Consider the following 20787-nt stretch of genomic DNA (forward strand, 5'->3'; position numbering starts at 1 on the left):
AGGAAGGCTTTAAATGTCTATTTTAGTATTAGGTGGCGCAGGCTACATCGGCTCACATGCCGTCGATCAATTAATTTCAAAAGGCTATGCCGTTGTTGTTGTTGATAATTTATTAACGGGGCATCGTTCAGCAGTTCATGAACAAGCGACTTTCTATGAAGGCGATATTCGTGATAAAGCTTTTTTACGTAGTGTCTTTGAAAAGGAATCAATTGAAGGGGTGTTGCACTTTGCGGCCAATTCTTTAGTAGGAGAATCCGTGGAGAAACCGTTAATGTATTTCAATAACAATGTTCACGGCACTCAAATTGCCTTGGAAGTCATGCAAGAATTCGGAGTGAAACACATTGTTTTTTCTTCCACAGCGGCCACTTATGGCGAACCAAAAGCAATGCCTATTACAGAAGAAACCCCAACGAATCCTAAAAACCCGTATGGGGAAAGTAAATTAATGATGGAAAAAATCATGAAATGGTGCGACAACGCTTATGAAATGAAATATGTTGCTTTGCGTTATTTTAATGTTGCAGGAGCAAAAAAAGATGCCTCAATTGGTGAGGATCACACGCCAGAAACGCATATTGTGCCAATTATTTTACAAGTGGCATTGGGCCAACGAGCAGAGCTAAGTATTTTTGGGGATGATTATGATACACCAGATGGCACGTGCATTCGAGATTATGTTTACATTGAAGACTTGATTGCAGCACATATTTTGGCTTTAGAATACTTGAAAAATGGCGGCGAAAGTGACGTCTTTAACCTGGGTAGCAACAACGGCTATTCTGTTAAAGAAATGTTAGATGCTGCTCGCGAAGTGACAGGTCAAGAAATTCCTGCGACAATCGCCCCACGCCGAGCAGGGGATCCTAGTACGTTAATTGCTTCTAGTGAAAAAGCCAAACGAGTTTTAGGCTGGCAACCAGAAGTAACTGAGGTCAAGGATATTATCGCCACCGCTTGGCAATGGCATGTGAAACATCCTCAAGGCTATAATGAATAGGAGAACATCAGATGATGAAAGAAAGTAGTAAATGGATTGCTGCATTTGTAGAGATAATCATAGAAAATGGCGATTGGACGGAAACAGACCGCTATTATTTGACGAATCGGATTGCCAAACTAGTTGGCTGTGATTTTTTTGAACAACCAGAAGCGGTTGCTTGTGAGCAAGAACCGTTGCGTGTGGTGGAACATCTTTTAAATATTGCACAAGCCAATCACCAAATCGATGACTCAATTACGGAAGCAGAACAACTAGAAGCGGAGTTAATGGATTTTATTACGCCGACCCCAACCATCATTAATCAGAAGTTTATGGATTATTATCAAGAGTCTCCACGAAAAGCAACGGATTATTTTTATCAGTTATGTAAAACGAATAACTACATTAAAACGAAAGCAATCGCCAAAAATATTATTTTCCCAATGGACTCACCCTATGGTAAACTAGAAATTACCATTAACTTATCGAAGCCAGAAAAGGATGCTCGAAAAATTTTGGCTGAAAAGAAAATGAGTCAAAAAAAATATCCAGCGTGTATGTTATGTATGGAGAATGAAGGCTATTATGGCCGTGTAAATTATCCAGCACGTACAAACCATCGGATTATCCGACTAAATTTAGAGGACGAAGCTTGGGGCTTTCAATATTCGCCATATGCTTACTATAATGAGCATGCGATTTTCTTGGACCAACAACATCGAGAAATGAAAATCGAGAAAAAAACGTTCCAGCGACTCCTTAAAATTACGGAGTTATTCCCTGAATATTTTGTGGGCTCTAATGCAGATTTGCCAATTGTTGGTGGTTCTATTTTATCTCATGATCATTACCAAGCAGGACGTCATACATTTCCAATGGATTTAGCACCAATGGAAAAAAGATTTTCTTTGAAAAAATATCCTGAGATAACTGCTGGTATTTTAAAATGGCCGATGTCTGTGATTCGTCTTCAAAGTGATCGTCAAGAGGAACTAGTTGAGGCGGCCGAATTAATTTTGACCAAATGGCGCAATTATTCTGATGAACGTGTCTCAGTTCGGGCCTATTCAAAAGATGGCACACCGCATCATACGATTACGCCAATTGCCCGACGCAAAGGGTCATTATTTGAATTGGATTTAGTTTTACGAGATAATAATGTTTCGGAGGAATTTCCAGATGGCATTTTTCATCCACATCCAGAAGTACAACATATTAAGCAAGAAAATATTGGCTTAATTGAAGTAATGGGACTAGCTATTTTGCCACCAAGGCTGGCACAAGAATTAAGAGAAGTCGAAAAGTATTTATTAAAGCAACCCAATCAAATTGCTGAAAGTCATCGAGCTTGGGCGGATGAACTCAGTCAGCAAACCATCACTGAAGCCAATGTCAAAGAAGTGATCCAACAAGGAATTGGGACAATTTTTGTTCAAATTTTAACAGATGCCGGCGTCTTTAAACGTGACGAAGAAGGTCGTCGTGCTTTTGAACGATTTATTCAATGTATAGAAAATGATTAGTTTGAGGTGAGGAACATCGTAACCATTAAAGATATAGCAGAGCAAGTCGGTGTTTCTTCGGCGACAGTTTCGAGAGTTTTGAACTATGATGAAACATTATCAGTTAGTGATGAAACGAAGAAGAAAATATTTGAAACAGCAGAAACGTTAAATTATAAAAAGCGAGCCAGAAAAAAACAAGCAGGCAAAAAGAAAATTCGGTTTGTCCAATGGTTCAGCGATCCAGAAGAACTGGATGATATTTACTATTTATCGATTCGTTTAGGTGTTGAAAAGCGGGCAGAGGAATTGGGTTTTCTTTTAGTCAAAGAATCTCTGACAAACCTGTCTCAAAAAAGATTTGATGGGACAATTGCCCTAGGAAAATTTGATGAAAAGCAAGTGGCGGCCTTAGCCGCCTTAGGCGCACCTCTTCTATTTGTAGACTTTGATGCAATGGCTTTTGGCCAAAACTCCATTGTTGTTGATTTTGCTGGAAGTGTTAAAACAATTGTGCAAGAATTTTTGGCGCAAGGGCATCAGAAAATTGGTATGCTTTCTGGGCAAGAATATACGAAAGAGTCCCACGTGGCATTGGTTGATCCACGTTTTGTCGCTTTTAAAGAAACCTTAAAAGATCTGGACCTTTATCATCAAGAATGGGTTGTCGAAGCAGCTTTTTCTGTTGAAGAAGGCTATCAAGCGATGAAAGACTTTATTGAAGAAGCGGACACTCGTCCAACCGCTTTTTTCGCTGCAAGTGATACATTGGCGATTGGTGTAATGCGGGCGTTACAAGAAGCAGCCATTCGTGTGCCAGAAGATATTTCTATCATTGGTTTTAATGATATTAGTGTCGCAAAATATGTTTCACCAACATTAACAACAGTTAAAGTTCATACTGAATGGATGGGTGAGCTAGCCGTTGAGACAATGAAAGAGTTATGCTTGAATCCCCCCCCAGTTCCTAGAAAAATTATTGTCGGAACGGAATTCATTCAGCGAGATTCAACGAAACATTCATCAAAATAACAGCAAAACTTGGAGAGTTTTTTCCAAGTTTTTTGCTCTTTTGTGCTGGTTTTCAACAATCAAGAAAATGGAGGGAAACAGATGCAACCGAAATTAATTATTTTACGTGGTAATTCTGGTAGTGGTAAAACAACGATAGCTAACGCGCTTCATCAGTGTCTTAAAGAACAATCGTTATTGATTTCTCAAGATGTGGTGCGCAGAGAAATGCTTCGTGTTAAAGATGAAACAGGTAATCTAAGTATTGCTTTGTTAAAACAGTTGGTAGCTTTTGGGTATCAAGAATGCCAGTATGTGATTGTTGAAGGGATTTTTCAAAAAGCCATTTATCATTCCTTTTTTCAGGAAATAATCCATCTCTTTGAAGGAAACGTTCAGGTTTATTATTTTGATATTTCTTTTGAAGAAACGCTGAAAAGACATAGCCAGAGAAACAAGAATCAAGAATTTGGTGTCGTGGAAATGAAACGTTGGTGGCTACCAGAAGATTATTTAGGGTTTCCGGGAGAACAGCGGTTATCTGAACAACTGTCTGAAAAGCAGATTATCAGGCAAATTTTAGCAGATATTCAGTAGTAAGTGCTGCGCTTTTTAGAGAAATGGATGTTGTGGTATGATAAAAAAGAAGGAGTGGTTTCAATGGATTACCAAGAACGATTAAAAAATTTACCACCTGAAGTCATGACAGCTTTTTCAGAATCATTTATTTTTTTAATCAGTAATGATAAAGTTCAACATTTTCCTGCACGAGACTTAACGCAAGCTGAAATGATTCAACGAGTGAAAGAGAAATTAGGTGAAGCGGTGACGTGGTCCTTATGGCAAGGGTTCGTTATTGCTGTTAATTCAGAAGAAACATGTGTTGCTGTTTTGCCCAAATATCATCAACTCGATGGTTTTTGAAAATGAATAAGGGAGCGAAGAATTATTCGCTTCGTTGTATAAAATGAAAACGTTTTTTGGGAGGGAAGGCTGATGTCTGAGCTAGTGGTTATTAGAGAAATGCAAGAGAAAGATATCTTAGCGCTGGATACTCAATTTGTCCAACAAGGTTGGCCAAGTCGCCAAGAGATTTTAATGAACTATTTAGAAGAACAATTAGTCAAGCAACGAACGGTTTTTGTAGCGGAGAAAAAGGCAACGCTGTTAGGTTATGTGACGTTACTGCCATTAGCTAAGGAAGGACCTTTTAAAAATTTATATCCTGAAATAGCTGATTTCAATGTATTCTTACCATTTCAAAAACAAGGAGTGGGGCGGTTATTATTAAATCGTGCAGAAAATGTTGCCAAAAGTTATGCAGATACTGTTTCTTTGGGAGTAGGCCTGCATCCTGGTTATGGTGCAGCGCAAAGATTATATATCAAACAAGGATATGTGCCAGATGGTTCAGGAGTCTGGTTTCAAAATAAGCAGCTGAAACCAAACGATCGGTGTGTTAATGATGATGAGTTAGTTCTTTATTTATCGAAAAAACTATAGAGTAGCCAAAGTAATACTCTATAAATATCATTTAGGAGGTTGTTACCCTTGATTAGAAAAATGAAGCCAACAGATGCAGCGGCGTTAACTATCATTAATAAAGAACAATTGGGCTATGAAGTTCCCGTTGACGTGACCTGTAAACAGATTGAGAAATTACTACTAGCCAGTGACAGAGAGTTTTTATATGTTTATGAAGAAACGAAGACAGGGAAGATTTTAGGCTATGTGCATGCGCAACTGTATGAAACAATTTATTCCCAAACGTTATTGAACGTTCTGGGATTAGCAGTGGCAAAAGAAGCAGAAGGCCGTGGAATTGGCAAACAATTAATGACGAAACTAGAAACGGAAGCTAAAAAGTGTAACTTGTCTGCGATTCGCTTAAATTCAGGGGAACAGCGTACAGCAGCACATCAATTTTATGAACACATTGGCTATGTTTCTGATAAAAAACAAAAGCGATTCATTAAATACTTGGATACTTAAGTTATGTCTTTAAAAAATAACAATTTCCTTTAAAAAAATAAGTAAAAACTAGTGAAATTTTCAGCGAATTAGTGTAAAATGTATCTCAATGACTCAACGAGTGTTTCAGCCGAAACACTGTCAAAGAAAGTACATACAAAGAAACAGAAATAGCCATTTTTGATGGCTGTTTTTTTATGGAGGAGGCAAATTATGACGAAAAAAAATAGTATGATGTACTTAGCAATTTCTAACTTATTTCTTGTTTTTCTAGGCGTAGGCCTAGTCATTCCCGTAATTCCCCAATTAAAAGAAGAAATGCATTTTTCTGGTACCACAATGGGAATGATGATTTCTATTTTTGCGATTGCCCAATTAATCACATCGCCAATCGCAGGTGTCCTTTCGGATAAAATTGGTCGGAAAAAAATGATTGCGACGGGCATGTTGGTTTTTTCAATTTCTGAGTTATTATTTGGTTTAGCCCAAGCGAAAAGCGGTTTTTATATTTCTCGTGGTTTAGGTGGGATTGCCGCCGCTTTATTAATGCCGTCAGTGACAGCCTTTGTGGCAGATATGACCACGATTTCTGAACGTCCGAAAGCGATGGGGCTTGTGTCAGCTGCAATTAGTGGTGGTTTTATTATCGGACCAGGAGTTGGTGGTTTTATTGCTTATTTAGGTATTCGCGCTCCATTTTTTGCGGCCGCATTTTTAGCATTTATTGGTTTTATTTTGACATTAACTGTTTTGAAGGAGCCGGAGAAACGAATTTTAGCCGCTGTTGAAGCGAAAAAAGGTTCATTTATGGATATTTTAAGAAATCCAATGTTTACCTCATTATTTGTGATTATCTTAATTTCCTCTTTTGGCCTGCAAGCGTTCGAATCTATTTATAGTATTATGGCGACTATTAATTTTGGCTTTACCACAAGTGAAATAGCAATCGTGATTACGGTTAGTGGTATTTTAGCGTTGATTTGTCAGTTGTTTTTCTTTGATGCAATCGTCCAAAAAATAGGTGAAATGGGTTTAATCCAATTAACCTTTTTTGCAAGTGCCATTTTTATTGCCGTGATTGCCTTTACAAAAAATAATTTAGTTGTTGTATTTTCAACGTTTATTGTCTTTTTAGCGTTTGACTTGTTTAGACCAGCAGTAACTACTTATTTATCCAAACATGCTGGAGATCAACAAGGAACCATCAACGGACTAAATTCGACATTTACAAGTTTTGGTAATATTTTAGGACCAATGGCAGCAGGAGCTTTATTTGATATCAATCACTTTTTCCCTTATTATGTTTCAGCAGTAATTCTGTTAGGAACGGGCTTTTTATCGTTATTTTTAAATCGAAATAAGATGTAAAAGAAAAAATAAGTATTTGGAATATAAAAATTCCGAATACTTATTTTTTTTTTGATCACCAACCGTTCTTGAAAAAAACAAAAAAATAAACAGTGTTCGCTTGATTAATCGAACGTTTGTTCGTATAATGATTTTGCAAGTGAGGTGATGTTTATGAAATTTGATTATGAAAAAGAACCTAGTCGCGATATTCTTTGTATTGATTGCAAAAGTTTTTACGCTAGTGTAGAATGCGCAGAACGTGGGTTAGATCCGTTGAAAACGATGTTAGTAGTGATGAGTAATGCCGAAAATGCGGGGGGATTAGTTTTATCAGCATCGCCAATGGCAAAAAAAGTTTTAGGTGTTTCAAATGTTACGCGTAAAAATCAAGTGCCCGCTCATCCTGATTTATATGTGGTTCCGCCACGAATGAATTTGTACATGAAAAAAAATCAAGAAATCAATAATTTATATAAAAAGTTTGTCGCAGATGAAGATCACTCTGTGTTTAGTGTAGATGAATCATTTCTTGATGTAACGGCTTCTTTAAGTTATTTTCATTGTGAAACCGCCTATAAAATGGCTCGGATTATCCAAAGAGTCGTTTATAATCATGTGGGTATTTATGTGACCGTTGGGATAGGGGACAATCCGTTACTGGCTAAATTGGCGTTGGACAATGGCGCCAAACATTCGCCAGACTTTATTGCAGAATGGCGGTATGATCGTGTACCAGATACTGTCTGGCAGTTGCCTTCTTTGACAGATTTTTGTGGGATTGGTCGCAGAATGGCTAAACGACTGAATCGTTTAGGAATTGATTCTGTATATGAGTTAGCGCAAGCGAATCCGCATCTTTTACAAGAAACATTTGGCGTGATGGGGCTTCAATTGTATGCTCATTCATGGGGGATTGATCGTACCTTTTTAGGGAAAAAAGCACCACATAAAGCTGAAAAATCATTTGGGAATAGTCAGATTTTACCGAGAGATTATGCGCGAAGAGATCAGATTGAACTAGTCTTAAAGGAACTGACAGAACAAGTGGCTGCTCGTTTAAGAAAAGCGCATTGTCAAACGGAATGTATCACAGTCTACGTTGGTTATTCCAAAGGTCAAATTGACCGTGAAGGACGAACTGGTTGGCGAAAACAACAAACGATTTCTGCAACAAACAATACAAAAGTTTTGATCACCTATGTATTAGCCCTTTTTAGAGAACATTATCTAGCGGGAACCGATGTCCGGCAATTAGGGCTTTCATATGGGAAATTAGTTTGGAATGAATCTTTACAATTAGATTTATTTTCGGAACCAGAAGAGCAAATTAGTGAAATGGAGTTAAACTATCTGATTGATAAAATCCGACAAAAATTTGGCTTTCAAGCTTTAATCCACGCCTCTTCTTTGTTGGAAGGCGCGACGGCAATTCATCGTTCAGGATTAGTCGGTGGACATGCTGGAGGAAATGTCGGTTTAGGAGGATAACATCATGAAACGAACAAAAAAAGAATTTACACCTTATAATGAGTACCATGATCGGCCCTTTGAACTGAAATGGGCGACCGCTTTTGCATTGGGGGAGTTACAAGAAGGAATCGAAGCTTCTGACGAATATTCTAAGAGAGCGTTTGAACGCTTACCGCAACAGACAACAGAAGAAATTGAAGAATACTTAGAGCAGTCTTTAAAAAATAACCAGGTTTTAGAAATCCAATTGAATACATTGGATGATTTTGGCCGTGTTCAACCGCCAATTGTTGGTGTTTTTGAAGGGATGAGTTCAATGGAGTATGCAAAAGTTGGACATACACATATTTTATTTGAAGAGATTCGGCATATTAAAAGTCATGAGTTTACAAAGTGGTCGAGCCTTGATTAAAAAACTATTGTTATACGTGCGTTTTGTGAAAACATATGAGATAATTTTCATAGGTAATAGAAATAAAAATTATGGAGGTGGCTAGGATGGGACATCATTTAAAAGGACACCATGGCAAAAAAACAAATGCGAGTGGCGGCTTTTTAACAAAGTTATTGGCTGGTGGTGCCTTAGTGGGCGTAGGAAAAAAGTTATACGACAATCGTGAAAAAATTAAAGAGCTGTTAAGTGACGACAAAGAAAAAAGCAACGATACTGAAAACAAATAAAGGACTGGATTGACGGAATGGTAAAAGATGCAGCGTATATTATTGAAGAGATTACCACGATTTTAGAAGGAACCTATTTTGTGATAACCAAGAAAGCGAATAAGCGCCGCATGTGTTTACATGTTTCAGATACCGCGAAAGAATTTTTACGTTGTCGACTGGAATATGAAACATTCTTAGAGCAACAGTTTGATTATGCCACAATGTTTTTAGAAACATGTACGGAAGATGTTTCTGTTGAAATTCAAACGGGACTACTTGAAGAAACAAATTATCAAGCATTAACCGTGGAAAAATTACAACAGATAGCCACTAAAATGTAACACAGCTGTTGTGTTAGTTTTGATTCTTAATTTGGTTAAGGAGGCGGATAAAATGTCAGTATATCAACATATTTTGGTTGCTCTTGATGGCTCAGATCAATCTGAAAAAGCTTTTCATGAAGCTGTCAGGATTGCCAAAGAGGAACAAGCCACTCTTTATTTAGCTACAATTATTAATGATGCTGAATTTACGACGAGTCCATTTTCTTTTGAAGAATTGTATGATTTAGAAAAACACAAGTCAGAAGAGATGCTCACTGAAAAGGCAAAACAAGCGAGTGAAATTGGTGTAAAAACAGTCAAAAAAATTGTTGAGCTTGGGAGCCCAAAACGTTATCTTGCCAACACGATTTCTGAAAATTATGCCATAGATTTAATTGTGCTAGGTGCCACGGGAAGAGGTGCTATTCAACGAACCTTAATTGGTTCTACTACAGATTATGTGGTTAACCATGCTTTGTGCAATGTCTTAGTCGTTCGCTAATTGTGAGTAAATAATCAAGGGAACAATGTTTTATCGGGACGTTTTTTTAAATTAAACGAGAGGTGAGTTTATGAAAACAAAAATCGGAAAAACAGTTATCTTGTCAGCGTTTTTATTCACAAGTTTCTTTTTACTGAGTGGTTGTACCTCGGCTGGCGAAGAGATGGAAAAAACAATTGATCGACAGAAAGAAAAAGTCGATAAAACGGTCGATAAGCAGAAACATAAAAATGAAAATTCCATGGAAAGTTACGACGAAAAAGTTGACCGTTCTTTAGATAGTCAAGAAGACAAAATCGATACTACTGAGTAACGGGAAAGCTTTCAACTATCGGCTAGTAAATAAATAATATACAAAAGGGAGCATCCACTGCAGTTATTTCTCACAGCGGATCCTCTCTTTTGTGGTTAAAAAGAAAAAGTTAACTGCTCCCCAACAGTTAACTTTTAATCATGTTGCACATAGTTAAAACACTCTATGTATCATTTATATCATTTGAAACGGGTAGTGTAAAAAGAAATCTCTTGAAAAGAGTCTCCATTTATAGGGAAGAATTCCCATAAAAAAGAGAAACGTATAATCACAGAGAGTTAGAGAAAGCAAAGGGAAATAAGTATGTTAAAATAAGAAGCAAGAAAGAATACAAGTATGCAGAAAATAACAACTAATTAGGTGAAAACAATGGAAATACATTTTGAAAAAGTAACAAGCGATAATCGTAAAGCAGTGGAAAACCTACAAGTTTTCGCTGAACAACAAACCTTCATTGAATCAATGGCAGAAAATCTAAAAGAATCGGACCAATTTCCAGAATGGGAATCGGCAGGTATTTATGACGGCAATCAATTAATCGGCTATGCCATGTATGGACGTTGGCAAGATGGGCGCGTTTGGTTAGACCGCTTTTTAATTGATCAACGGTTCCAAGGACAAGGTTATGGGAAAGCAGCCTGTCGACTTTTAATGTTAATGCTAATAGAAAAATACCAAACAAACAAGCTATACTTGAGTGTTTATGATACGAACAGCTCAGCAATTCGGTTGTATCAACAACTCGGTTTTGTATTTAATGGTGAATTAGATACGAATGGTGAGCGGGTAATGGAATGGACACATCAGAATAAGTAGATAGAACAGGTGAGACAAAAGCCATAGCGCATTTTGTTTCACCTTTTTCTTTTAATTGGCTTCATTTGTTTACTTTTAGTAAGTAAAATGGTAAATTTAGTTCAATCTGTTTTGAAAAAAGAGTTACTGGAGGGTAAGGATGAAAATAGAATTTTTCCATGATGTTATTTGTAGTTTTTGTTTTCCAATGTCTGACCGCATGCATGAGATTCAACAAGAATTTCCTGAAATTGAATTGATCCATCGGTCGTTTGCGTTGGGGTGGTCCGCAAACGATTTTGAAACAATGTTTGGCTCACGAGCAGCAGTAAAAGAAGAAGTTTTGACGCATTGGGTGCATGCCAATCAAAACGATTCAAAGCATCGTTTTAATATTGAAGGGATGAGGAAGCAACGATTTGATTTTCCAACATCAAAGAATGCATTATTAGCAGCAAAAGCAGCTGGATACATTGGCAACCAAGACACTTATTGGTTACTGTTTGATAAGTTACAAGAAGGTTTATTTATGAGAAGTTTAAATATTGAAGAGCCAGAAGTAATTGAGGAGCTAGTAAAAGAGACAACGATTGATTTTGCTTTATGGAAAGAAGCTGTTGCTTCCGAGGCTGTTTGGGCGGCGGTTCAAGAAGATTTTGCGCTAGCTTCTGCTTATGGTTTACAAGGAGTTCCCGCACTAATCATTAATCAAAAATATTTAATTAATGGTGCAGTACCGAAACAGCAAATCAGCCAAACTATTCAAAAAATTCTCGCAGAAGAAAAACAACAGCAACCGTTAGTTTCATTAACTCCTTCTTCTGAAGAGTCAGCTTCGTGTGAGTTTAAGGAAGGCACATGGACGTGTCATTAAGCAGCATAAAATAACGTTATTCTTTGACAAAACGAAAGACTTCTGTAATAGTTAATGCGGGGGTGATAATATGTTTAACGCGTATAGAGAATACTGGAATAATATTACAACAATGAATGCGTCAGCAACACGAGCACAATATTGGTGGCCACAATTAATTAATTATTTGGTGTTAGGGATTTATTCAGCAATTACGGGCGTTTACAGATATATTGAAGTAACACCCAATGATGGAACAATCATTAAAGAATGGAATACCGTGACCATTATCTTTTTCTTGCTGACTGCTTTAATTTGGTTGGCAAACTTTACTGTTCGAGCAAGAAGACTGCATGATCGCGACCACAGTAACTGGTGGATTTTATTCTATTTACTTCCTTTTATCGGTACTTTAGTGATCTTCATTACATTAATTTTGCCAAGTAAAAGTCACACAAGATGGCCAGTGAATCAATCAGAAATTTAATTTGCTGGTTTCGTTTAGCTGATTATCTTAAGAGTGAAAATAGGACATAAGTCATTTCGACTTATGTCCTATTTTCTTTTTTATTTCAGAAAAATATCTTCTGTATGATGGCACCTCACATTACGCGGTTCTTGATAAAAGGGCTATCTTTTTGGTAGATAGGGAAAACCATTAAGACGTTAAAAGTTTAATAAATCGAGCAATTCTCTTTTGTTAGAAAATAAGATAGCATCATTAATTAAAATACTTGGAACGCTGGTTTCAATAATTGGTTGATTGGTAATAATCAAGTCAAATTCTTCGAGTCGATGGTCACCTAATTGTTCTTCCGTAATTGCTAACGTATTTGAACGAATCCGATGCAAAGCTAAAATATCGTGGACATAGTTTCCAATATATTGACTATGATTCAGGCCCATGTCGCTAATAATCAAAATCTTTTTTGAGTCGAAACTCTGGTTAATTTCTGGAAAAGTATTAAGCAACCAAAAAATATAAGAAGATGAATAGTTTAATAGATTTGTTTCTAAAAGAGCGGAAAAGAAATGCAATTCTGCTTTTAATCGTGCATATAAGTGAAGCTGAGTAAAATGAATTTGTCGAGTGAAAAAGGTGGCCCTTTGTGTCAATTCGGAGGTGTCAAAAGGCACTAATTGAGAAAACAAATAAAGACAGGTTAACAAGTGAACAGCGAAGTCGACGACTTCTTCTGTTAATTGTTCAATCTGTGAAAAAGCATTAAATTTTAAATTTTCACGTATTCTTTGACTGATGACTTCTTGGTCTTCGGAGTAGTATTGCTGAAAAGCGCCTCTTTGAAAATATCGGAGAACTTCCCGATAGGTTTCACGGCTGAGTCCAGTGAAATGACGACTGAGTAAAAGATAATCTTCCATTTTGATTGGACTCTTTTTATCTGTTTTTTTCTGGAAACGTTGTTGAAATCCTTGATGCTCTCTTAATAAATCAACAATAAAATACATAATAAAGAAATCGTGTTCATAACTGTTATCCATACTAATAATATTTAATTGGCATTGATTACGACGCATTAATTGTTTGATTTCCTGCTTATCTAATTGATAAGGCAATTCATAATGACCATAATACATTAAAAAGAAAAAGGTTGTAAAAATACGTAAAGGCAATTCTTCTGTTTGGCTAGTTAATTGATAGCCTTGATCAACGATAACGCGAAGAGAGTAAGTTTCCAAGACCTGATTACACTGCTTCAATTTTCGAGCAAAAGAAGAGCGACTAATATTGATGGTATCGCAATAATATTCGATGGTTTTGCCAGGATTTTGGATAAACTCATGGAGCAATTGGGTGGTCGTTGACGTTTTTGCCATATCCGTCAGCACGTTTAAATATAAGGACACATTAAAGTTTTCTAAACGATAGCCTAATTTATGCGATGTTTTAATGGTTAAACTTTCGCCCCAACGCTGTTTAATCTCCTCAATATAACGAATAAAAGTAGACTCAGAACTACCAATATATTTTGCAAGTTCTTTTTTAGTCATCCATTTATCAGAAATGGATAAGACACGAATGATTTCTTCCATTTTCCGATAATTTTTTTCTAAAAACCTAATCATATTGTTTCCTCCCAAGTCCTTTACTTTAATGAAACAATCATCGAAACAATAACGCAATTTCAGAAATGAAACCGCTTGGTATGAAAGCTGGTGTGATTTAATGAGCTCCTTCTCTGTATAATAATTATCAGATTAGAATAATGAAATTTTACGTGCTAGGCAATTCTAATTTAACTGTTAATTCATAAAAGAAAGGAGAGAACAGACATTAAATTACTAAAGAAATTTGGGGTTTTCGGCGTAGTCTTTTTACTTGTCTCATCCTATTTCATACCGCTCATTGGCTATGCAGAAACAGCCAAAGAAGTTGAAATTACATCCGCTCAAATGATAACAGATGAGAATGATAAAACGAATATTAATATCGAGTTAAATCTTCTCAACCAAACAGAGCAGCCATTACAACGAGAAATTCAATTGAAAAATGCACAGTTCATGGATACTGCTGTAATTGAAAAAGACGGATATTCTTACCAAGTGACTAATGGTACGCTTTATCTGACTTTGGACGCACAAGTAAAAAAGCCGGTACAGCTTTCGTTAGCTGTTGAGCAAAGTTCGCTTCAAACAGCTCAGCCACCTAAGTTATTGTATGAAAACAACGAATATGATGTTTCAGTTACTTCTGAAAAAATAACAGTAGAGGATTCTGCTAAAGAATCAACTGAACCAGAAAAAATAACTGTACCAGAAAATACGAAAGAAACTAACAAAAATGATTCGGCTCCAGAAAAAACAGAACAGCCGACCGCAACAGAAGAGGTAACCAATCCATTTGCAGAAGCAAGAATGGCGCCAGCTACTTTGAGAGCGAATCTGGCACTGCCTTTAATTGCACCACAATACACGACGGATAATTCTGGGACTTATCCGACAGCTAATTGGCAGCCCACAGGCAATCAAAATGTGTTAAACCATCAAGGGAATAAAGACGGTAGTGCACAATGGGACGGCCAAACGAGTTGGAATGGGGACCCTACTAATCGCACAAATTCTTATATTGAGTATGGCGGTACAGGAGACCAAGCCGATTATGCCATCCGAAAATATGCTAGAGAAACAACAACACCAGGGCTTTTTGATGTATATCTTAATGTGCGTGGGAATGTTCAGAAAGAAATCACGCCATTGGATTTGGTCTTAGTCGTTGACTGGTCCGGTAGTATGAATGAAAACAATCGGATTGGTGAAGTTCAAAAAGGAGTGAACCGTTTTGTTGATACATTGGCAGATAGCGGTATTACCAATAACATCAACATGGGCTATGTTGGCTACTCAAGTGACGGTTATAATAACAACGCCATTCAAATGGGGCCGTTTGATACAGTCAAAAATCCAATTAAAAATATTACGCCAAGTAGCACTAGAGGAGGAACTTTCACTCAAAAAGCATTAAGAGATGCTGGTGATATGTTAGCAACGCCAAATGGACATAAGAAAGTCATTGTACTTTTAACGGATGGCGTCCCAACCTTCTCTTATAAAGTGAGTCGAGTTCAAACAGAGGCGGATGGTCGCTTTTACGGGACACAATTTACGAATCGACAAGATCAACCAGGTAGCACTTCTTATATCTCTGGTAGCTATAATGCGCCAGATCAAAACAATATCAATAAACGGATTAACAGTACGTTTATCGCCACGATAGGTGAGGCAATGGCCTTAAAACAACGTGGGATTGAAATACATGGATTGGGCATTCAATTGCAAAGCGATCCACGAGCTAATTTATCTAAACAACAAGTTGAAGATAAAATGCGTGAGATGGTGTCAGCCGATGAAAATGGAGACCTTTATTATGAATCCGCGGATTATGCACCAGACATTTCTGATTATTTAGCGAAAAAAGCCGTTCAGATTTCAGGAACGGTTGTAAACGGAAAAGTAGTTGATCCAATTGCTGAACCTTTTAAATACGAGCCAAATACATTATCAATGAAAAGTGTGGGTCCTGTTCAGGTTCAAACATTACCAGAAGTGTCGCTAACAGGCGCTACAATTAATAGTAATGAGATTTATTTGGGTAAAGGGCAAGAAATTCAAATTCATTATCAAGTACGTATTCAAACAGAGTCAGAAAACTTCAAACCTGATTTTTGGTATCAAATGAATGGTCGGACAACGTTTCAGCCATTAGCCACGGCCCCTGAAAAAGTTGATTTTGGGGTTCCTTCGGGAAAAGCACCTGGCGTGAAGTTAAACGTGAAAAAAATCTGGGAAGAGTATGATCAAGACCCGACAAGTCGGCCAGATAATGTGATTTATGAAATTAGTAGAAAGCAAGTAACTGACACAGCCAACTGGCAAACTGGGTATATTAAATTATCAAAACCAGAAAATGATACCAGCAATAGTTGGGAGCGCAAAAATGTAACCCAACTTTCCAAAACCGCGGATGAAAGCTATCAAGAAGTTCTTGGGCTTCCCCAATACAACAATCAAGGACAAGCTTTCAATTATCAAACAACCCGTGAATTAGCAGTTCCTGGTTACAGTCAAGAAAAAATCGACGATACTACTTGGAAAAACACGAAGCAGTTCAAGCCATTAGATTTAAAAGTAATCAAAAATTCTTCCTCAGGTGAGAAAAACTTAGTGGGAGCCGTCTTTGAATTGAGTGGTAAAAATGTTCAAACAACATTAGTGGACAATAAAGATGGTAGCTATTCCTTGCCAAAAGATGTGCGCCTACAAAAAGGGGAACGCTATACATTAACTGAAGTAAAAGCACCTGCAGGACATGAGTTAGGCAAGAAAACGACTTGGCAAATTGAGGTGAGTGAGCAAGGCAAAGTAAGCATCGATGGACAAGAAGTGACCACCACAAATCAAGTTATTCCATTGGAAATTGAAAATAAATTTTCTTCTTTGCCAATCAGAATTAGAAAATACACCATGCAAAATGGCAAACAAGTGAACTTAGCAGAGGCGACTTTTGCGTTGCAAAGAAAAAATGCTCAAGGAAGTTACCAAACTGTGGCAACTCAAAAAACAGATACTACAGGATTGAGCTATTTTAAAATTAGTGAAACTGGTGAGTATCGAATGGTGGAACAATCAGGACCATTAGGCTACGACACTCTTGCTGGAAATTATGAATTTACTGTTGATAAATATGGGAAAATTCACTATGCAGGCAAAAATATTGAAGAAAATGCGCCAGAATGGACACTGACACATCAAAATAATTTGAAACCTTTTGACTTAACAGTTCATAAAAAAGCCGATAATCAGACGCCACTTAAAGGAGCGAAATTCCGTTTAACAGGACCAGATACGGATATTGAATTACCAAAAGATGGCAAAGAAACGGATACTTTTGTTTTTGAAAACTTAAAACCAGGGAAATATGTTCTAACAGAAACCTTTACGCCAGAAGGATATCAGGGGTTAAAAGAACCAATCGAATTAATAATTCGTGAAGATGGTTCAGTCACGATAGATGGGGAAAAAGTAGCAGATGTTTTAATTTCTGGAGAGAAGAATAATCAAATTACTTTAGACGTTACGAACCAAGCAAAGGTTCCTTTACCTGAAACTGGTGGCATAGGACGCTTGTGGTTTTACTTGATAGCGATTAGTACATTCGTGATAGCGGGTGTTTATCTCTTTATTAGACGACCAGAAGGGAGTGTGTAATCAATGAAAAACGCACGTTGGTTAAGTATTTGCGTCATGCTACTCGCTCTTTTCGGGTTTTCACAGCAAGCATTAGCAGAGGCATCGCAAGCAAGCGTTCAAGTTACGTTGCACAAATTATTGTTCCCTGATGGTCAATTACCAGAACAGCAGCAAAACACAGGGGAAGAGGGAACGCTGCTTCAAAATTATCGGGGCTTAAATGACGTCACTTATCAAGTCTATGATGTGACGGATCCGTTTTATCAGCTTCGTTCTGAAGGAAAAACGGTCCAAGAGGCACAGCGTCAATTAGCAGAAACCGGTGCAACAAATAGAAAACCGATCGCAGAAGATAAAACACAGACAATAAATGGAGAAGATGGAGTGGTTTCTTTTTCATTAGCTAGCAAAGATTCGCAGCAACGAGATAAAGCCTATTTATTTGTTGAAGCGGAAGCACCAGAAGTGGTAAAGGAAAAAGCTAGCAACCTAGTAGTGATTTTGCCTGTTCAAGATCCACAAGGGCAATCGTTAACGCATATTCATTTATATCCAAAAAATGAAGAAAATGCCTATGACTTACCACCACTTGAAAAAACGGTACTCGATAAGCAACAAGGCTTTAATCAAGGAGAGCACATTAACTATCAGTTAACGACTCAGATTCCAGCGAATATTTTAGGATATCAGGAATTCCGTTTGTCAGATAAGGCGGATACAACGTTGACACTTTTACCAGAATCAATTGAGGTAAAAGTGGCTGGAAAAACAGTTACTACAGGTTACACACTGACGACGCAAAAGCATGGATTTACGCTTGATTTTTCAATTAAAGACTTACAAAACTTTGCAAATCAAACAATGACTGTGTCGTATCAAATGCGTTTAGAAAAGACCGCTGAACCTGACACTGCGATTAACAACGAAGGACAATTAGTCACGGACAAACATACCTTGACTAAAAGAGCCACAGTTCGTACAGGCGGCAAGTCTTTTGTCAAAGTTGATAGTGAAAATGCGAAAATCACCTTGCCAGAGGCTGTTTTTATCGTCAAAAATCAAGCGGGGGAATACCTCAATGAAACAGCAAACGGGTATCGTTGGCAAAAAGAAAAAGCATTAGCTAAAAAATTCACGTCTAATCAAGCCGGTGAATTTTCAGTTAAAGGCTTAAAAGATGGCCAGTACTTCTTGGAAGAAATCTCTGCACCAAAAGGTTATCTTCTGAATCAAACAGAAATTCCTTTTACGGTGGGAAAAAATTCTTATGCAACGAACGGACAACGAACAGCACCGTTACATGTAATCAATAAAAAAGTAAAAGAGTCAGGCTTCTTACCAAAAACAAATGAAGAACGTTCTATTTGGTTGACGATTGCAGGCCTGCTAATCATTGGGATGGTAGTCATTTGGCTATTTTATCAAAAACAAAAAAGAGGAGAGAGAAAATGAAGCAATTAAAAAAAGTTTGGTACACCGTTAGTACCTTGTTACTAATTTTGCCACTTTTCACAAGTGTATTAGGGACAACAACTGCATTTGCAGAAGAAAATGGGGAGAGCGCACAGCTCGTGATTCACAAAAAGAAAATGACGGATTTACCAGATCCGCTTATTCAAAATAGCGGGAAAGAAATGAGCGAGTTTGATAAATATCAAGGACTGGCAGATGTGACGTTTAGTATTTATAACGTGACGAACGAATTTTACGAGCAACGAGCGGCAGGCGCAAGCGTTGATGCAGCTAAACAAGCTGTCCAAAGTTTAACTCCTGGGAAACCTGTTGCTCAAGGAACCACCGATGCAAATGGGAATGTCACTGTTCAGTTACCTAAAAAACAAAATGGTAAAGATGCAGTGTATACCATTAAAGAAGAACCAAAAGAGGGTGTAGTTGCTGCTACGAATATGGTGGTGGCGTTCCCAGTTTACGAAATGATCAAGCAAACAGATGGTTCCTATAAATATGGAACAGAAGAATTAGCGGTTGTTCATATTTATCCTAAAAATGTGGTAGCCAATGATGGTAGTTTACATGTGAAAAAAGTAGGAACTGCTGAAAATGAAGGATTAAATGGCGCAGAATTTGTTATTTCTAAAAGCGAAGGCTCACCAGGCACAGTAAAATATATCCAAGGAGTCAAAGATGGATTATATACATGGACAACGGATAAAGAACAAGCAAAACGCTTTATTACTGGGAAAAGTTATGAAATTGGCGAAAATGATTTCACAGAAGCAGAGAATGGAACGGGAGAATTAACAGTTAAAAATCTTGAGGTTGGTTCGTATATTTTAGAAGAAGTAAAAGCTCCAAATAATGCAGAATTAATTGAAAATCAAACAAAAACACCATTTACAATTGAAGCAAACAATCAAACACCTGTTGAAAAAACAGTCAAAAATGATACCTCTAAAGTTGATAAAACAACACCAAGCTTAGATGGTAAAGATGTGGCAATTGGCGAAAAAATTAAATATCAAATTTCTGTAAATATTCCATTGGGGATTGCAGACAAAGAAGGCGACGCTAATAAATACGTCAAATTCAATTTAGTTGATAAACATGATGCAGCCTTAACTTTTGATAACGTGACTTCTGGAGAGTATGCTTATGCGTTATATGATGGGGATACAGTGATTGCTCCTGAAAATTATCAAGTGACTGAACAAGCAAATGGCTTCACTGTCGCCGTTAATCCAGCGTATATTCCTACGCTAACACCAGGCGGCACACTAAAATTCGTTTACTTTATGCATTTAAATGAAAAAGCAGATCCTACGAAAGGCTTTAAAAATGAGGCGAATGTTGATAACGGTCATACCGACGACCAAACACCACCAACTGTTGAAGTTGTGACAGGTGGGAAACGTTTCATTAAAGTCGATGGCGATGTGACAGCGACACAAGCCTTGGCGGGAGCTTCCTTTGTCGTCCGTGATCAAAACAGCGACACAGCAAATTATTTGAAAATCGATGAAACAACGAAAGCAGCAACTTGGGTGAAAACAAAAGCTGAAGCAACTACTTTTACAACAACGGCTGATGGATTAGTTGATATCACAGGGCTTAAATACGGTACCTATTATTTAGAAGAAACTGTAGCTCCTGATGATTATGTCTTGTTAACAAATCGGATTGAATTTGTGGTCAATGAACAATCATATGGCACAACAGAAAACCTAGTTTCACCAGAAAAAGTACCAAACAAACACAAAGGTACCTTACCTTCAACAGGTGGCAAAGGAATCTACGTTTACTTAGGAAGTGGCGCAGTCTTGCTACTTATTGCAGGAGTCTACTTTGCTAGACGTAGAAAAGAAAATGCTTAATTTCTAGC

Annotated in this window: 21 protein-coding genes; 20 read left to right on the plus strand and 1 reads right to left on the minus strand. The window is 37.4% G+C overall.

The window, feature by feature from the left end:
* Window positions 1-13 precede the first annotated feature (13 nt).
* The 17 genes from galE to IGL32_RS04160 all read left to right on the plus strand — a co-directional run bounded on the left by galE (window position 14) and on the right by IGL32_RS04160 (window position 12225).
* The gene (gene galE / locus IGL32_RS04080; RefSeq protein ID WP_002379301.1) at window positions 14-1003 is read left to right on the plus strand and encodes a UDP-glucose 4-epimerase GalE; all 990 of its coding nucleotides are present in this window, start codon (window positions 14-16) and stop codon (window positions 1001-1003) included.
* Window positions 1004-1017: 14 nt separating this feature from the next.
* A complete protein-coding gene (gene galT / locus IGL32_RS04085; protein ID WP_002379302.1) occupies window positions 1018-2508 on the plus strand; it encodes a UDP-glucose--hexose-1-phosphate uridylyltransferase in 1491 nt (496 codons plus the stop codon).
* Between the two features lie 6 nt (window positions 2509-2514).
* Entirely contained in the window at window positions 2515-3519 is a 1005-nt protein-coding gene (locus IGL32_RS04090; RefSeq protein ID WP_002379303.1) for a LacI family DNA-binding transcriptional regulator, read from the plus strand.
* Window positions 3520-3528: 9 nt separating this feature from the next.
* Entirely contained in the window at window positions 3529-4095 is a 567-nt protein-coding gene (locus IGL32_RS04095; protein ID WP_025187406.1) for a kinase, read from the plus strand.
* A 27-nt stretch (window positions 4096-4122) separates the two neighbouring features.
* Complete coding sequence (locus IGL32_RS04100; RefSeq protein WP_002390034.1) at window positions 4123-4422, plus strand: hypothetical protein; 300 nt, start codon at window positions 4123-4125, stop codon at window positions 4420-4422.
* A gap of 72 nt (window positions 4423-4494) precedes the next feature.
* A complete protein-coding gene (locus tag IGL32_RS04105) occupies window positions 4495-5001 on the plus strand; it encodes a GNAT family N-acetyltransferase (protein WP_002361584.1) in 507 nt (168 codons plus the stop codon).
* A 48-nt stretch (window positions 5002-5049) separates the two neighbouring features.
* Complete coding sequence (locus tag IGL32_RS04110) at window positions 5050-5490, plus strand: GNAT family N-acetyltransferase (protein ID WP_002369669.1); 441 nt, start codon at window positions 5050-5052, stop codon at window positions 5488-5490.
* 192 nt (window positions 5491-5682) lie between these two features.
* Window positions 5683-6837, plus strand: coding sequence for a multidrug efflux MFS transporter EmeA (gene emeA / locus IGL32_RS04115; protein WP_002358140.1), 1155 nt, complete (start codon window positions 5683-5685; stop codon window positions 6835-6837).
* A gap of 153 nt (window positions 6838-6990) precedes the next feature.
* Window positions 6991-8307 (plus strand): Y-family DNA polymerase, encoded by a 1317-nt coding sequence (locus IGL32_RS04120; protein WP_156210081.1) that lies wholly within the window; start codon window positions 6991-6993, stop codon window positions 8305-8307.
* 4 nt (window positions 8308-8311) lie between these two features.
* Complete coding sequence (locus IGL32_RS04125) at window positions 8312-8701, plus strand: hypothetical protein (RefSeq protein WP_002358138.1); 390 nt, start codon at window positions 8312-8314, stop codon at window positions 8699-8701.
* 71 nt (window positions 8702-8772) lie between these two features.
* Complete coding sequence (locus IGL32_RS04130; RefSeq protein ID WP_002375234.1) at window positions 8773-8970, plus strand: hypothetical protein; 198 nt, start codon at window positions 8773-8775, stop codon at window positions 8968-8970.
* A 17-nt stretch (window positions 8971-8987) separates the two neighbouring features.
* Entirely contained in the window at window positions 8988-9293 is a 306-nt protein-coding gene (locus IGL32_RS04135) for a hypothetical protein (RefSeq protein WP_002358136.1), read from the plus strand.
* 52 nt (window positions 9294-9345) lie between these two features.
* A complete protein-coding gene (locus tag IGL32_RS04140; protein WP_002391595.1) occupies window positions 9346-9777 on the plus strand; it encodes a universal stress protein in 432 nt (143 codons plus the stop codon).
* A 70-nt stretch (window positions 9778-9847) separates the two neighbouring features.
* Entirely contained in the window at window positions 9848-10090 is a 243-nt protein-coding gene (locus IGL32_RS04145) for a hypothetical protein (RefSeq protein WP_002377858.1), read from the plus strand.
* 369 nt (window positions 10091-10459) lie between these two features.
* Window positions 10460-10906, plus strand: coding sequence for a GNAT family N-acetyltransferase (locus tag IGL32_RS04150; RefSeq protein ID WP_002396414.1), 447 nt, complete (start codon window positions 10460-10462; stop codon window positions 10904-10906).
* A gap of 139 nt (window positions 10907-11045) precedes the next feature.
* On the plus strand, window positions 11046-11759 hold the full coding sequence (locus IGL32_RS04155; protein ID WP_016618002.1) for a DsbA family oxidoreductase: 714 nt from the start codon (window positions 11046-11048) through the stop codon (window positions 11757-11759).
* A gap of 70 nt (window positions 11760-11829) precedes the next feature.
* Entirely contained in the window at window positions 11830-12225 is a 396-nt protein-coding gene (locus IGL32_RS04160) for a DUF805 domain-containing protein (protein WP_002358131.1), read from the plus strand.
* Between the two features lie 179 nt (window positions 12226-12404).
* On the opposite strand, the gene IGL32_RS04165 is transcribed toward IGL32_RS04160, so the two are convergent.
* Entirely contained in the window at window positions 12405-13826 is a 1422-nt protein-coding gene (locus IGL32_RS04165; RefSeq protein ID WP_002382000.1) for a helix-turn-helix domain-containing protein, read from the minus strand.
* A gap of 174 nt (window positions 13827-14000) precedes the next feature.
* Here IGL32_RS04165 and ebpA point away from each other — a divergent pair, with 174 nt between their 5' ends.
* Genes ebpA through ebpC form a run of 3 tightly spaced genes read left to right on the plus strand, consistent with a single transcriptional unit; the run spans window position 14001 to window position 20779 of the window.
* On the plus strand, window positions 14001-17465 hold the full coding sequence (gene ebpA, locus IGL32_RS04170) for an endocarditis and biofilm-associated pilus tip protein EbpA (protein ID WP_430600125.1): 3465 nt from the start codon (window positions 14001-14003) through the stop codon (window positions 17463-17465).
* 3 nt (window positions 17466-17468) lie between these two features.
* Window positions 17469-18899, plus strand: a complete 1431-nt coding sequence (gene ebpB, locus IGL32_RS04175; RefSeq protein WP_002379309.1) for an endocarditis and biofilm-associated pilus minor subunit EbpB — start codon at window positions 17469-17471, stop codon at window positions 18897-18899.
* Window positions 18896-20779, plus strand: a complete 1884-nt coding sequence (gene ebpC / locus IGL32_RS04180; RefSeq protein WP_002379310.1) for an endocarditis and biofilm-associated pilus major subunit EbpC — start codon at window positions 18896-18898, stop codon at window positions 20777-20779. Before ebpB ends, ebpC begins: the two co-directional genes overlap by 4 nt.
* The last annotated feature ends 8 nt before the right edge of the window (window positions 20780-20787 follow it).

It is taken from the genome of Enterococcus sp. AZ035 (assembly GCF_050548325.1).
Classification (GTDB): domain Bacteria; phylum Bacillota; class Bacilli; order Lactobacillales; family Enterococcaceae; genus Enterococcus; species Enterococcus faecalis.

Bases quoted from the DNA above. Each gene is read 5' to 3' on its own strand.
- galE (WP_002379301.1), top strand. From the start codon at position 14: ATGTCTATTTTAGTATTAGGTGGCGCAGGCTACATCGGCTCACATGCC.
- galT (WP_002379302.1), top strand. From the start codon at position 1,018: ATGAAAGAAAGTAGTAAATGGATTGCTGCATTTGTAGAGATAATCATA.
- IGL32_RS04100 (WP_002390034.1), top strand. From the start codon at position 4,123: ATGTTGTGGTATGATAAAAAAGAAGGAGTGGTTTCAATGGATTACCAA.
- IGL32_RS04105 (WP_002361584.1), top strand. From the start codon at position 4,495: ATGTCTGAGCTAGTGGTTATTAGAGAAATGCAAGAGAAAGATATCTTA.
- emeA (WP_002358140.1), top strand. From the start codon at position 5,683: ATGACGAAAAAAAATAGTATGATGTACTTAGCAATTTCTAACTTATTT.
- IGL32_RS04120 (WP_156210081.1), top strand. From the start codon at position 6,991: ATGAAATTTGATTATGAAAAAGAACCTAGTCGCGATATTCTTTGTATT.
- IGL32_RS04125 (WP_002358138.1), top strand. From the start codon at position 8,312: ATGAAACGAACAAAAAAAGAATTTACACCTTATAATGAGTACCATGAT.
- IGL32_RS04130 (WP_002375234.1), top strand. From the start codon at position 8,773: ATGGAGGTGGCTAGGATGGGACATCATTTAAAAGGACACCATGGCAAA.
- IGL32_RS04135 (WP_002358136.1), top strand. From the start codon at position 8,988: ATGGTAAAAGATGCAGCGTATATTATTGAAGAGATTACCACGATTTTA.
- IGL32_RS04140 (WP_002391595.1), top strand. From the start codon at position 9,346: ATGTCAGTATATCAACATATTTTGGTTGCTCTTGATGGCTCAGATCAA.
- IGL32_RS04145 (WP_002377858.1), top strand. From the start codon at position 9,848: ATGAAAACAAAAATCGGAAAAACAGTTATCTTGTCAGCGTTTTTATTC.
- IGL32_RS04150 (WP_002396414.1), top strand. From the start codon at position 10,460: ATGGAAATACATTTTGAAAAAGTAACAAGCGATAATCGTAAAGCAGTG.
- IGL32_RS04155 (WP_016618002.1), top strand. From the start codon at position 11,046: ATGAAAATAGAATTTTTCCATGATGTTATTTGTAGTTTTTGTTTTCCA.
- IGL32_RS04160 (WP_002358131.1), top strand. From the start codon at position 11,830: ATGTTTAACGCGTATAGAGAATACTGGAATAATATTACAACAATGAAT.
- IGL32_RS04165 (WP_002382000.1), bottom strand. From the start codon at position 13,826: ATGATTAGGTTTTTAGAAAAAAATTATCGGAAAATGGAAGAAATCATT.
- ebpB (WP_002379309.1), top strand. From the start codon at position 17,469: ATGAAAAACGCACGTTGGTTAAGTATTTGCGTCATGCTACTCGCTCTT.
- ebpC (WP_002379310.1), top strand. From the start codon at position 18,896: ATGAAGCAATTAAAAAAAGTTTGGTACACCGTTAGTACCTTGTTACTA.